Source organism: Streptomyces sp. AgN23 (assembly GCF_001598115.1).
Classification (GTDB): domain Bacteria; phylum Actinomycetota; class Actinomycetes; order Streptomycetales; family Streptomycetaceae; genus Streptomyces; species Streptomyces antimycoticus.
On record NZ_CP007153.1, the window covers coordinates 8190756 to 8205033 of the forward strand.

Consider the following 14278-nt stretch of genomic DNA (forward strand, 5'->3'; position numbering starts at 1 on the left):
ATGTCCAAGTGGGATATCACCCCGTCCGGGGTCGAGTTCGTGACCTCGCTGGTGGGTGACGCGATAGACGACATCGACGCAGGCGTCAGGTCGTACGGGAAGAACATGGAGAGCGCGGCCACCTCGGTCGGCACCATCAGCGAGCCCATGTGCGGGGCGGCCACGACCGGCCCAGTCGCAGCGGCTCTCGCGCTGTTCGTCGAGAAGACCACGCGCGAGGCGCTGTTCATCGGGGCACGGGCGGCCCAGTCGGCGAACGGCGCTCGCGAGGCCACCGCGTACTACGTCGCCGGGAATCACCACATGGCTGCCGACGCGCAGCACAAGGCCCTCGCGGCACCGAAGATCGACTTGCCGGGCGACGACACACGGGGTGGCGGCCACAAGTGAAGATGATCGATCCGGCGAGCATTCCGGAGTTCACCGGCGATCTGGAGCAGCTGGACAAGGACGTCTCCGGGCTGCGCGGCGACGCGATCACCATCCGCGACGGCGGCATGCACGCGCATTCCCGCTTCCAGATGCTGGAGGGCTTCTACACAGCGCCGGAGGCGGGCCAGCTGTTCGCCTCCACATGGCCGGCAGCCGTGAAAGCCGACGCCTTCGCCGGCGACCTGGAGAAGGTGGCTGACGCGCTGGACACGTTCGCCTATGAGATCCGCCCGCTCGTCAAGCGGCTGAAGCAGCTCAAGGCAGACGCTTTCGCGTTCGTCGATAGTGTCGAGGGGGATGACGACTGGACCGAGGACGAAGGCAAGGTCGACCGTCATCAGCAACTGTGGGACGGCGTGAACGCTGCCGTAGCCGCCTTCCAGGAAGCCGAGCGCAAGGCTTCCACCACCATCTCCGGACTCGTGGGCGGTCCGAAATTCCTGGCGGACGACGGCAGCCACACGCAGAACCGCAAGCAGGTGATGTACGGCTACGACCTCGACAGCCTCGAACAGGCCAAGGAACTTCCCTGGGGCAGTCCGGTCAGCCAAACCTACGACGCACTGGACTTCGGCCACCATTTCAAGAGCTTCGTCTGGGACGGCCTGGTCGTCGACAACATCTGGGGCGGACTCAAGGGCCTCAAAACCCTCACCGGACTCGACGGTGGCGACGCGGCCGGCAAGGCCTGGGGGCATCTCGGAGACGTCGTTGGCGGCATCGGCCAGTACACCATCAAGCCCTACGACGCGTTCATGGACTGGGCGTTCGGGGAAGATCAGGACAGCCCCGACGAGGCCCGGCAGAAGCAGGCCGCCAAGGACCTCGGCAAGTCCCTGGTCGCCTGGGACATGTGGAGCGAGAACCCCGCCCGTGCCTCTGCGACGGTGGTTTTCAACGGCCTCACCCTCGGCGCGGTCCCGGCCGCTCGCGTCATCAAGGGAGGCAAGGCAGGGGCGGCAGCACAAGGCGCGGCCAAGATCGGCGAGTATCTCGACCCGCTCTCTGCAACCTTCAAGGTGGGGGGCAAGGCCGCCAGTTCTCTGCCCAAGCTCTCTGAGCTCACGGCCAACACCCGCACCCTCGACAACGTCGCCGGCTCGAACCGCCTCCACAGCCACATTGAACTGTCGGACGGCTCCAGGGTCCGCATCGAGGACGGCGCGTTCATCCGCCTCGATGCCGACGGCAATCCCGTCCACGACACACCACGCCAGGAGCCACGGGCGGACCAGCGGGCGTCCCAGCACGAGGCCGCACCCGCGCAGCGGGAATCTGCGGAGGTCGGCGCAGGTTCCCGCTCGCCCGAAGCGACCGCCCATGTTGGTGATGGCCCCCCGCCGCTGGGACGACACGATCTGCCCAACAGTGCAGACAACCCCGGGCCATCGCGTGGGTCTCAGCGTGACCAGCAGGGGGCATCAGCCTCCGCCCATACGAGCGCGCACGGCGACGCAGGAGCCGACCATCGCGGTGCGGATCACGGAGGTGACGATGGTCACCAGAAGGGCGAGGCCACGCCAGAGGGCGGTTCCTCTACCGCTCACGGGGACGGCGGCGGCCAAAGCGCAGATAGCGCGTCAGAAGTCCCCCAGGGCGCGGTTCGCGACGGGGAGCATGCACCTCTGGTCCGCGGCAGCGAGGTTGAACAGCGCCTTCGCGATGGGCTGAAGGGTATCCCGGGTAAGGAGCGTCCGAAACCGCCAACACTCGAACTTGCCCTCAACAGGCTTGCAGAATATCCACGAGGGCAAGAAGTAGCCGAGATCATCGCTTCGGGCCGTTTCAACAATAGCGAAGGCTTCGGAACAGTCATATCGAGCTTGGGAGCCAAGAAGGAACTAATGTTCCGACCCGGCGCCGATCAGGTCTTGCTCGCTAACGACCTTCACAAGAGTGGTGTACCGGCCGATGCGATTGACTTCGAGATGAAGAACGATATCGGTGGCGACCTCGATGTTCGCATCCGCGACAAGTCAGGCGAGGTTTACGGGTATCAGATGAAGCGGCTCAATGATCCACAAGATCCGGTTAGTGAAATCACAAGGGGCAAGAATCTGCTCCAGTTGAAGAAATCCTCTGCAGATCACCGGATCATGCTTGTTGAGGGCCAGGGTACGATTGCTGACTGGCAGACCAAGGGGGCATACGATGATCTTATGGAGATCCATCAGGGCCGCCGCGGTCCGAAGGGTGAGGGGCTGGTCTTCGTCATCCGCCTCGACGACGGGACGCTCGTGATCCCTCCGGGGAGCAAGACAGACCCTAAGGACATGTTGTGATCACCTCAGAACCCATTGGCGACTGGACGTGGGATGTTCCTCCGAACCCCACGGCGGCGCGTGCCAGTACTCGCGCTTTGGAGCTTGCCGTCGCGGCGTGGAAGGTTCTGGCCAAACACGAATTGGCATTGCCGGTCGGGAAGATCACCTTGTCTGTTCGCGCCGCGGACGACATGAGCAAGACTCTGTTCGGGAGGGAGGGGCTGTCCCTGGAGAAAGACCCTCTGATGCCCGGTTCGGCAGCGTCTGAAGCAGTGGCCCAAGCGGATGCGCTCAAGGGCGACTGCATCACTATCCTGCAGATGCAATGTGCTGGATTCTGGCTTGAATCCGACGGCAAACATCGCGCGGAGAAGTTGTTCACCATTCAGGTCGATTCATGGACGGCGGGACCTGCCACGCTGACCCTGGCGACGTACTCGGACGCATGGCTGACTATCGACCTTCGTGAACGTGAACAGTTCGCAATCCATGCCGAGAATGCCCCCCGCCTCACTGCAGCTCTTCGGGAGATTTCCGAGCTCGTTGGCGGTGCACCAGATCCAGGTGATCCGAACCGCCATGCAACTCCCACGGAAACAGGCTTTGAGGACGTGTCGGAGGAGGGCCCGGCTTACGTTAATTCCTGGGGAACTTTCGAAATCCCGGCGCGGTCCCGCAGGCTTGTTTCCACTCTTCCATCGACGGGGACCGACTACCCCAATGTTACGGATAGCCCGGTACGCTTTCTGAGGGTCCAGCGTAGAGGCGAAACATTGGGATATGTATGGGCCTCCCTTGCTAACGAAGCCGCCGGTTATGAGCCCCGCAACGCCGCTGGCGACGACGCTTTCGAAGCCGGGACCCAATGGCTGCTGCGACTGAGAGAGGCATGCGGTGAGGGGCTGGTGCCACTCGACGCTTTGGGCTGGTTGGCTGAGCTGCCGCCGGATCCGGACACCCAAACTCTGATCGATAGCGCAGTCAGCGAAGCTCCTTCGCTGGACGCTCTCGAGGAACTTTCGGGGCGTTATTGACAGCGTGAAGTCTCATTATGAATAACCGAGAAGCGGCCGACCTGAGAGGAGGCAGTGCACTGAGAGCGCCTGGGGAAGTGGAGAGGCACAGCAAGGACGTTAAGGGCTGGGCTCCAGGCCAACCCCCTGGCGACCCCGAGGCGGCACAACGCCTGCAGGAATGGCTACGGGGCGAGGAAGGTGGACTTGACGTCGCCGGGCTCGACTTCAGCGGCGCCGATCTGTCACAGGGTGATTTCTCCGAGTCCTGGTTCACCGGCTCCAAGTTGGTCAACGTAAAGCTGATCGACGCGGACCTCTACCGTTCGGACGCGCAGGGCGCGGACTTCACCGGGGCAGACCTGACCCGGGTATCCCTCGTACGGGTGAATCTTGACGATGCGGTTCTGCGGAGAGCCATCCTCGACGGGGCAGACCTCGTCAAGGCGTCTCTGTGTGATGTCGACGCCTCACGGGCAAGCTGTCGTGGTACACGATTCATGGGGGCATCGCTACTCTACGTGGACCTTCGCGGCGCAGACTTGACGGATGCAGTGCTGCGGGAGAATTCATTTAAGGTCGCCATGAATCATGCGACCATCCTTCAGGGGGTATCGGGTTCAATTTTTGGTCCTGTGGAAATCTTCGAGCAGGACTCTGTTCGCACGCTGGGAGGCGCCGCCCTGGAGGATTGGATAAGAGAAAAAGGCGGCAACGTCCAGGTCATCTCTGGAACTTGCCCTATGAAATACAGATCACCTAAATCTCCGACGTGACAACCTACACCGCCGTAAGAGGTAGTGAACGACCATGGCAGCACAGGACTATGACAGCCAATTGCTGGAATCGGTGTCGGTGCGGCGTCGGCGATTGCGGGACGCCTTGTTGCTGGGAGCGCAGCGGCAGCGGCGGTCGGTGGATGAGCGGCTGGGGAAGGTCGTTGCCGGGACGGTGATTGCCGGGGTGTTGTGCGCCGGATGCGTGGGCTGGTCGTTCATTTCGCACCGGGTCGCCGGGCAGAGCCCGTATGGGCCTTCGGTGCCGTCGACCGCGCCATCCATGGGGAGTTCGGCCCGATGATAGGTTCGAACGCGTGGTAGCAGCGGGGACGACAAGCGGTACGGAACTGAGTCGGGTCACCCTCGTCGGGGAGCGTCGGCGCATCGATCTCGTCCTTCCTTCTCAGGAACCGATCGGTCGGCTGCTGCCGGAAATTCTGCGACTGCTGGGTGATCAGGTTGCGGCGCGGCCTTCATCTCGGCACCTCGTGACCGCCAGCGGCTCGGCGTTGGCTCAGGACAGCACGTTGCTGTCGGCCGGGGTGCCGGATGGTGCGGTGTTGCGGCTGGTGCGTGTCGAGGACGCGCCGTCGGCGCCGGTGGTGCATGACGTCAGCGATGAGGTGGCGGAGGACCTTGGCCTGCGCGCGTGGCGCTGGCGCCCGGCTGCACGTCGCGTGTCGGCGGGGGTCGCCCTGCTCGTGTGGGTGCTGACCGCCGGGTTGGTTGCTCGTGGCGAGTTCACGTCGTCCTCCGTCATGTCCGTCTTGCTGCTTGCGGCGCTGGTGCTGGCTTCGGCAGGCGCGCTGGCTGGGCGTGCGGGGCACCGTGGGGTGGCCACGGCGTTGATCGTCGCGGCGGGTGCGCTCGGCGTCCTGGGCGCGTGGACGCTGGCTGACGCGCAGGCGTGGTCGGGTGCGGCGCGGCTCGCCGGGACGGCGGGTGCGGTGGCAGCCGCGCTGTTGCTTCTGGGGTGGTTTTCGCCGCTGGGGCGTGGTGGGTTGATGGGAGCCGGGGCGGTCGCGGTCATGGCCCTCGGCTGGCAAGTCGCCTTGGCGCTGCAGGGCGGTGGTGCGACGGCTGTGGAGCAGGCTCGCGTAGGAGCTGTTCTGGCGGTCGTGTCGGTTGTGGTGCTGAGTGTGGTGCCGCGGCTGGCGATGATGGCATCGGGGCTGTCCGCGCTGGACGACCGCCGCTCGGGTGGGACGTCGGTGAGCCGCCACGAAGTGGCTACGGCGTTGACGGCCACGCATCGCGGGCTGGCGCTCGCCACGCTCGTCGTATCCGTCTCGGCAGGCGCGGCCGGGTTCCTCGCACTGCGTTCCCCCACGGTGTGGACGGTCCTGTTGGCCGTGGTCGTGGCTGTGGTGGTGTCGCTGCGCGCCCGGGCTTTCCCGTTGACCGTCGAGATCGTGGGCGTGCTGCTGGCCAGTGTGGTCGTGGTCTTGCGGTTGATCGCGGTGTGGCTGGAGCGTTCCTCGGCCTACGGGCCGCTGGCGGTGCTCGTCGCGCTCGCGGTCATCTCGCTCGGGGCTTTGGCGGTGGAGCCCGCCGAGCATGTTCGGGTGCGTCTGCGGCGTGCGGGGGATCTGGCCGAGTCGGCCGGGGTGTGTGCGTTGCTGCCGCTGTTGATCGGGGTGTTCGGGGTCTACGGGCGCCTGTTGGACACGTTCGCGTAGGGGTGGCGGCATGTCTCAGGGAGACTGGCAGCAGGACGTGTTGCGGGAGCTGGGCCAGAGCCGAGCCGAGGAGACCCCGCAGAGGGGTTCCGCGGCGGTGCCGCCCGCCTCGGCATCGCTCTCGTCTTCGTCCGAACCTCCGGAGAATGCGGGGCCAGACTCCACCCGGACCGATGTCCCGGTTCCGGCGCCCGGATCACGGCCAGCCGACAGCCGGGACCCCCGGGATCCGCAACTGCCTCTACGGACGCCGGAGTCCGCGCCGACCGTAGACCCCCGGCTGGCGGGCGCGTTGGGGCGTCCGCTGCACGGGGACTCAATGGCACGGCGGGCCCGCCGCTCCGTGCGCATGCTGGGGACCTCCGTGGCTCGGGAGGTCACGGAGGGCACTCGGCTGGCGCAGGAGGTGCAGCAGCCGGTGACCACCGGGCGGGTGATCGCCGTAACGTCCATACGCGGTGGCGTGGGGAAGTCCACGGTGACGGCCTTGCTGAGCCGGATCTTCAATCACTACCGGCGTGATCCGGTGCTGGCGTTGGAGGCGGACGCGGCTCTGGGCACGTTGCCGGTGCGACTCGGCGCGGAGTCCGTGCGCTGGTCGTGCTCTGATCTGGCGCAGATTCTCACTCCTTCGATGCAGCTGACGGATGTCATCGGCTACCTGGTGCCGGTGGCTGACGGCGGCTGGCTGTTGCCCGCGAGTCAGGGGCGGGTGGGGGCACCGCTGGATGTCCGCACATACCGCACGGTGACGATGGCGCTGCGCCGGTACTTCGCGGTGACCGTGGTCGATTGCGAGACGCTGCCGGGTGAGGTGGCGCGCACGGCGATGGACACCGCGCACGCCCGCGTGGTCGCCGCGCCGATGACCGCCGAGGGCGTCAACGGCACCCGTGTCGTCCTTGACTGGCTTGCCCAGTTGCCTCACGCGGCACTGGACAGCACGGTGGTGGCGCTCACGGCGAGTTCTCCCGACACGACACTTGATGTGCGGGCGGCGAGCGCGTACTTGCGGGAGACGGGAGCGGCGGTCGTGTCCGTTCCGTACGACCGTCATCTGGGCGGAGGAGGCCCCATTCTGAACGCCATGCTGGGACGGGACACGCGGGAGGCCGCCACCACGCTGGCCGCCGAAGTGATGCGGCGTGCGGTAAGGGTGCGGTGAGGACGGAATGACCCAGCGTGTGATCCACCGGCCCGCCCGCAGCACCCGGCCACTTCCCCCCGCCTCCCCGCGCACCGTAGAGCCACCGCCCAACCTGCCCGAAGGCAAGATCGGCAATGCGGCGACCACGATGCTGCCGCTGGCCGGCGTCATGAGCTCGGTCGTGATGATGACCGTGATCCGCAACAGCCAGTTCGCCGCGCTCGGTGCCATTGTCCTGGTCTTCGCCCTGCTGGGGGCCGTTGCCCTCTTCTGGTCCCAGCGCGGCAAGGCGCAGCGTACGCGCCGCACGCAGCGGGAGCGCTATCTGGAGTATCTGGAGGAGCTGCGCGAGGAGTTCGGGCGGCTGGAACGGGAGCGACGTCAGGGCGCCCGGGTGCTGAATCCGCCGCCAGAGGCGCTGTACGACATCGTGCGGGATCCGGCACGGCTGTGGGAGCGCCGCCGGCTGGACGAGGATTTCCTCCGGGTGCGGGTGGGCGTCGGCGAGGTTCCAGTGCAGGAGCTGACGGTGGGGCAGCACTCGGGCAGCGTTCTGACCCCGCCGGACCCGTTCATGCTGAACGAGGCCCGTGCGCTGCTGGGCCGCTTCGCCACCGCCACCGACTTTCCGCTCACGGTGCCGCTGGACCGGGCGGGCGATGTGTCGATCGTCGGCGACCGTGAGGGCGTACTGCGCGTCGCCCGAGCGCTACTGCTCCAGGCTGCCGTGGCCCACGCACCGGACGATCTCGCCGTGGGACTCGCGTTCCCCGCGGAGCGGGAGGAGGACTGGTCCTTGGGCAAATGGCTGCCCCACGTGCTGGACACCGACGAGGGCGACGGGCCGGTGGCCGCCCGCCGTATCGCGCCCGCCCTGCCACAGCTGGCCAAGCTTCTGCCCACAGAATTGCGACGCCGAGCCTCGTACGCCGCCGAGGTGCGCCGCGGTCTGTCCGACCGGAACGCGCTGCAACTCACCGACCGGCTCCTCGTGATCAGCGACGCGTACGGGGAGGCGGCTTGCGAGCTGCCGCGCCCGGACGAGGCCGTCGCCCTGCGCGACATGGGCATCACCGTGCTGCACCTGCTGGAGCGGCAAGTCCACGAGCCGGACCAGGTGAGCGTGCGCATCACGGTCGACGGTGAGCGGATCGAGGTCGAAGACCTGCGCACGCCGGAACCTACACGTTCCACAGGCACCGTGGACGCCGTCACGCTCCCGGGTACGGAAGGCCTGGTGCGCGAGCTCGCCCCGCTGAGGCTGTCGGCCACATCCACACGCGAGGGCACCCCCGTGTCCGAGCCAGTGGACTTCCCCGAACTGCTCGGCATCGACGACCCGGCCGCCCTGGACCTGGACCGGCTGTGGGCGCCGCGAGGCGAGCGGGCCTTCCTACGCGTGCCGATCGGGCTCAGCGACCGCCACGAGCCCGTGCTCCTCGATGTGAAGGAGTCCTCGGAGCTGGGCATGGGGCCGCACGGCCTGTGCGTGGGGGCCACCGGCTCCGGCAAGAGCGAGCTGCTGCGCACGCTCGTACTCGCCCTCGTCACCACCCACCCGCCCGAGGACCTGGCGCTGGTGCTGGTCGACTACAAGGGCGGCGCCACCTTCGCGCCGTTCGACGATCTGCCGCATGTCGCCGGTGTGATCACGAACCTGGAGAACCAGGCCGGGCTGGTCGAGCGGGTGCACACGAGCCTGGCCGGAGAGGTCAAACGCCGCCAACAGGTACTCAAAGACGCCGGGAACGTCGCCGACATCGGCCACTACGCCGCGCTGCGCGCGACCCGACGGCCGGAGCTGGAGCCGCTTCCGCATCTGTTCGTGGTCATCGACGAGTTCGGCGAACTGCTCACCGCCAAGCCCGACTTCATCGACCTGTTCCTGTCGATCGGCCGCATCGGCCGGTCGATCGGCGTGCACCTGCTGCTGTCCAGCCAGCGCATCGAAGGCGGCAAGCTCAAAGGCCTGGACACCTACCTGTCCTACCGCCTGGGCCTGCGCACCTTCTCCGCCGACGAGAGTCGCACGGTCCTCGACACCACCGACGCCTTCCACCTCCCGCCGCTCCCGGGCTTCGGCTACCTCAAGGTCGACACCTCGACCTACGAGCGCTTCAAAGCGGGCTACGTCTCCGGCGGCTACCGCGGCCCATCCCTGCGCAAGCCCAAGGACGACGAACCACTCGCCCTGCCGTACCCGACCTTCAACACCCATCAAGCCCCGGAGCACGCGGCCGCTCCCGAGCCGGAGAGCACCAAACGGGACACCGGGCCCACCGTGCTGTCGGTGATGGTCGACCAGCTGCGCGGAGCAGCGGAGCCGGTACGCCGCATCTGGCTGCCGCCACTGCCGGACACCATCACACTCGACACCGCGGCCGGACCAGTCCAGGCATCGGACCGCGGCCTGCATCTCACCAGCCGCCCAGACCCCATGCGGGTGCCGCTCGGTGTCCTCGACGACCCGGCCAGGCAGTGGCAGGACCAGTGGCTACTCGACCTGACCGTCGCGGGCGGGCACGCGGCCATCATCGGCGGCCCGCAGACCGGAAAAACCACCCTGCTGCGCACCCTCGCCCTGTCCCTCTCCCTGACCCACACCCCCCGTGAGGTCGCGGTTTACGGACTGGACCTGGCCGGCGGCGGGCTCAGCGCCCTCACCGACCTGCCGCACGTGGGCGGCATAGCCGGGCGCGCCGACCATGAACGGGCCACCCGCGCCGTCGCCGAAGTCCGCGCCATGCTGAACGAGCGCGAACAGCTCTTCCGCGAACACGGCATCGACTCCATCGCCCAACTCCGCGCCCTGCGCGCCCAGGGCCGACTGCCCGGACTCTCCTCCACCGACATCGTGCTGCTCATCGACGGCTTCGGCGCGCTGCGCGACGAATTCGCCGACCTCGAGGACGCCGTCACCGACCTGCTCAAGCGCGGCAGCGGCTACGGCATCCACGTGGTAGCCGGGATGCTGCGCTGGAACGACGTGCGCATCGCCACCCAGTCGATGTTCGGCACCCGCGTCGAACTGCGGCTGAACGACCCCGCCGACTCCAGCATCGACCGCAAACTCTCCGAAACCCTCAGCCCCGACACCCCGGGACGAGTCCTGACCGACGCCAAACTCTTCGCCCAGGTCGCCCTGCCCCGCATCGACGCCCACCCGGCAACGGGCGACCTCGCCGCCGCCCTCGAAGAGGCCGCGCGCACGGTCCGCGCCACCTGGCACGGCGAACTCGCCGCCCCCGTACGCGTCCTGCCCACCCACCTGCCTTTCACAAAGCTCCCCTCGCCCGCCGTCGAGCCATCACGGATCCCCATCGGCCTCGACCAGGACGCCCTCGCCCCCGTACACCTGGACCTCTTCCCCCACGACCAACACCTGCTGATCCTCGGCGACAACGAATGCGGCAAGACCAACCTCCTGCGGCTCATCGCCCGGCAGCTCACCGACCGCTACTCGGACGAGGAACTCGTCTTCGCCGTCTTCGACCCCCGCCGAGGGCTGCGCGGAGTCATCCCCGAGCCCTACCGAGGCGGCTACGCCCACAACGCCAAGCTCTCCACTGCCCTCACCACGGGCATCGCCAAGGAACTCGACAAGCGCCTCCCGGACGAAACGGTCGACCACGACGCACTCGCCGACGAACCCGCATTCAGCGGCCCACGCATCGTCATACTCGTCGACGACTACGACATCCTCACCACCGCAGGCCAACAACCCCTGGTCGGCTTCCTGCCCTACGTCCCCTCCGCCCAGGACATCGGGCTGCACTTCGTCATCGCCCGCCGCACCGCCGGATCCTCCCGGGCCCTGTACGAGCCGCTGCTGACCACCCTGCGCGAGACCGGGACCGCCGCCCTCGTCATGACCGGCGACCGCACCGAGGGCCAGCTCTTCCCCGGCCTCTACGCCTCGGCCCAGCCACCCGGCCGCGGCACCCTCGTCCGCCGCGGCCGCCCCCACCGGCTCATCCAGACCGCCCTCGCCCCCGAGACCAGCCCCGCCACCACCCCGGACGACGCCACGTGACCAAGGACGTCATCGCCCTCACCCCGACCATGCCCGACGTACGCACCCTGCTGGCCGGGCTCTACGCGGGCGGCCCCGACCTCCGCGTACGAACCGCAGCCGACGGCGCCGTCGTCCAACTCTGCGCCCCGGACGGAAACACACTCGTCTCCATCGAAGCCCCCATACTCATCCACACCCCCGGCGAACCAGCCCGCCTCCTCGGCACCAAAACCACCACCCCGGACACCCCCGTCTGGTGGACCGAAGCACGCGCCACCACCGCCCTACCCGAGGCCGGACAGCTCGCAGGCTCCTTCGCCGGACGCCTCGCCACCGTCCTGGGCGGCACCACCTGGCCACCGGAAGCGGCAACCACCGATGTCATCCCCCTCACCACCGACACCACAACAACCCCAGCGAACACCACCCCCCACCCAGCCATCGACGTCCTCACCGACACCACAGCGGTCGTCCTCCAGGACCGTCCCGTCATCCCCATGACCAGCTGGCTCTCCGACGCCCTGCGCACCGCCATCACCAGCGACCGCGCCCTCCACATCGTCACCCCCAACACCGCCCGCCTCACCCTCCCCACCCGCAACGCCCTGGGCGGACACCCCCACCGCTGGGTCGTCCAAGACCCACACGACGGCTACCGCTACTACGACGGCCTCTCCGGCGCCGTACTGCGCTGGCAGAACGGCACCTTCGCCCCCACCCGCACCGCACCCGGCGCAACGCCCGTCGCACCAGCCTTCACCAACACCACCGACACCGGCGAACGCCAACTCATCCTCGCCCTCCGCACCCGCCACCCCGCAGACGAACAACTCATCCTCGGCCGCGCCCTGGAAACCACCTGGCGCCACCTCACCGGCACCCCACCCGCCGGATGGAGCACCGCGGAGCCCATCAATCTGCCCTGGTCCCCCCGCCAACTGACCGACCTCGCCCGCAGGCGCGCGCCCCAGCCCACCTGGCTGATCGCCATCGGCCACCCCGACCGCCCCGCACTCGCCACCATCCGCATCGCCCGCACCCCCGCCGGAGTCGAAGAGGACATCACCCTCTCCCTCGGCTACGGCGAATACGAACCCCCGCCACTGGAAGCGATCCCCAGCCTCGCTGAGGCCCTCACCACCGCGAACCACGGCCTGACCTCGATGCTCACCTCACTGCGCCACGCCCCACGCGACCTCACGATCCCCCCACACATCGCGCCACCCCCCAACCCAGTGGCCCTCACCCTGGGCCCCGACACCGTCCACGACATCGGCCCCCACCACGCCCAGCACCCACCCCTCAACCTCATCCCCACCCAGCTCGGCCCCGCCTCCCGCCCCGCCCTCCACTACGCCCTTGGCGACGCCACCGACGACCAAACCTGGACCACCCTCAAACGCCTCACCCAACACCTGCGCATGGGAACCTGACGGGGCGTATCACGAATTCACTCTGCCGCACATCCGGTGTCGCGGACGGCAATGAGAGCCAGGGGTAGATCTCGCCGGGCAGGGAGCCCGCAGGTCCATATAATGTTACGGTCGGTCGACTGCGATACGGCCCTCGAACGCCTGGCCTGGATCCGCGCCCGTCGCCCTGCCCGACTTCGGGCATAGGCCCGAAAGCTCGATCCAGCCCGATGTGGTCACTTCCTCCTGTGGGACGCCGATCAGTAGGAGCGGACGCATGCGTCGAGCGCGCTAGTGCTGTCGTCGGGGGAGTTAGGGGGTGTGTGGTGAACGGCGCGACTCTGCCGTCGCGTATCGGTCCGTACCTCGTCGAGCGGCAGCTCGGCGCGGGCGGGATGGGGGAGGTATATCTCGCCTACTCGGTCGCGGGTGAACCGGTCGCTGTGAAGGTGATCCGGCCCGACCGCACGGATCCGCACACGCGCGCCCGGTTCGAACGCGAGGCGACGATCGCGCGTACGATCTCGGGCACGGGCCGTGTGGCCCGTTTCATTGAGGCGGACCCCTTCGCCGAGCAGCCCTGGCTGGCCATGGACTACGTTCCCGGCCGCCCGCTCTCCGATGTCGTGCAGGACCAAGGCCCGCTGTCCACGCCCCTCGTGGCGAGCCTTGGCGCGCTGCTGGCCGAGGGCCTTGCCGCCGTGCACGCCGCAGGCCTGGTACACCGCGACCTGAAGGCGCAGAACGTGGTTCTCGGAGACTTCGGTCCGGTGATCATCGATTTCGGCCTCGGTGCGTTTGTCGGGGCGTCCAAGGGGTCGCTCACGCAGGCCGGTTCGGTCATCGGCACGGTCCGCTGCATGCCGCCCGAGCAGGCCCTGGGCGAGCTGGACGTGACACAGGCTGCTGACGTGTACGGCCTGGGTACCGTACTTCTGTACGCAGCGACCGGCCACTACCCGTACGACGGCGCCCGGTGGGAGGCGGTTGCCGCACAGGTGGTCAACCCCGAGATCGGCCCCGATCTGTCCGGGCTGTCCGATGAACTGGCCCCCGTCGTGACGGCCATGCTGGCGCACAACGTGGACGACCGCCCCTCCTTGGAGGAGGTGACCCGGCAGTGTGCCGACCTCATGCGTCTGCTGGGTACGAGTCCGGCCCGTGCACGGCGCGCTCTGATCCAAGAGACGGCGGCGAAGGACCATCCCACGATGGTCCAGCCACAGCCTGATGCGCCGATGCTGGACCGGCTCGACTCACTCGAGAGACTGCTGCGCGAAGAGTCGGCGTCTCCAGTGGAGAACATTCCCGTCCGGCCACCCAGCGGTGAATCCGGTCCGGACACTCCGGCCGAGAGCGACGTCGCGAGCTCGCTCCCGCCCGCGCAGGGGCCCGAACCCGCAGGCGGAAGCCCAGCTGAGCCCGTACCGCAAAGGGGCCGTCCTCCCGCTTCCCGGCAGGTCGCCGAGAAGCTGCGCGAGCGTTACGCGGTGGGGCCGGCGCTCGCCTGGTCGAAGCGCTGAAGCGCTCTTCCACC

General features: G+C 68.0%; 10 protein-coding genes. All 10 read left to right on the forward strand.

What is annotated here, in order from left to right:
- The 10 genes from AS97_RS35565 (at position 1) to AS97_RS35610 (ending at position 14264) form a co-directional block, all read left to right on the forward strand.
- The gene (locus AS97_RS35565; RefSeq protein WP_210566326.1) at positions 1 to 390 is read left to right on the forward strand and encodes a DUF6507 family protein; all 390 of its coding nucleotides are present in this window, start codon (positions 1 to 3) and stop codon (positions 388 to 390) included.
- Positions 387 to 2714: a hypothetical protein gene (locus tag AS97_RS35570; RefSeq protein WP_210566327.1), complete on the forward strand. Its 2328-nt coding sequence runs from the start codon at positions 387 to 389 to the stop codon at positions 2712 to 2714. Before AS97_RS35565 ends, AS97_RS35570 begins: the two co-directional genes overlap by 4 nt.
- Positions 2711 to 3730, forward strand: coding sequence for a hypothetical protein (locus AS97_RS35575; RefSeq protein WP_210566328.1), 1020 nt, complete (start codon positions 2711 to 2713; stop codon positions 3728 to 3730). The genes AS97_RS35570 and AS97_RS35575 overlap by 4 nt, the downstream gene beginning before the upstream one ends.
- A gap of 77 nt (positions 3731 to 3807) precedes the next feature.
- Complete coding sequence (locus AS97_RS35580) at positions 3808 to 4485, forward strand: pentapeptide repeat-containing protein (RefSeq protein ID WP_210566329.1); 678 nt, start codon at positions 3808 to 3810, stop codon at positions 4483 to 4485.
- A gap of 34 nt (positions 4486 to 4519) precedes the next feature.
- Positions 4520 to 4789, forward strand: coding sequence for a hypothetical protein (locus tag AS97_RS35585; protein ID WP_210566330.1), 270 nt, complete (start codon positions 4520 to 4522; stop codon positions 4787 to 4789).
- 13 nt (positions 4790 to 4802) lie between these two features.
- Positions 4803 to 6167 (forward strand): type VII secretion integral membrane protein EccD, encoded by a 1365-nt coding sequence (gene eccD / locus AS97_RS35590; protein WP_210566331.1) that lies wholly within the window; start codon positions 4803 to 4805, stop codon positions 6165 to 6167.
- A 364-nt stretch (positions 6168 to 6531) separates the two neighbouring features.
- Complete coding sequence (locus AS97_RS35595; protein WP_349017620.1) at positions 6532 to 7332, forward strand: type VII secretion protein; 801 nt, start codon at positions 6532 to 6534, stop codon at positions 7330 to 7332.
- Positions 7333 to 7339: 7 nt separating this feature from the next.
- On the forward strand, positions 7340 to 11347 hold the full coding sequence (eccCb, locus tag AS97_RS35600; RefSeq protein WP_210566333.1) for a type VII secretion protein EccCb: 4008 nt from the start codon (positions 7340 to 7342) through the stop codon (positions 11345 to 11347).
- Complete coding sequence (locus AS97_RS35605) at positions 11344 to 12762, forward strand: DUF6177 family protein (RefSeq protein ID WP_210566334.1); 1419 nt, start codon at positions 11344 to 11346, stop codon at positions 12760 to 12762. The genes eccCb and AS97_RS35605 overlap by 4 nt, the downstream gene beginning before the upstream one ends.
- Before the next feature lie 305 nt (positions 12763 to 13067).
- Positions 13068 to 14264, forward strand: a complete 1197-nt coding sequence (locus AS97_RS35610) for a protein kinase (RefSeq protein ID WP_210566335.1) — start codon at positions 13068 to 13070, stop codon at positions 14262 to 14264.
- Positions 14265 to 14278: the final 14 nt, after the last annotated feature.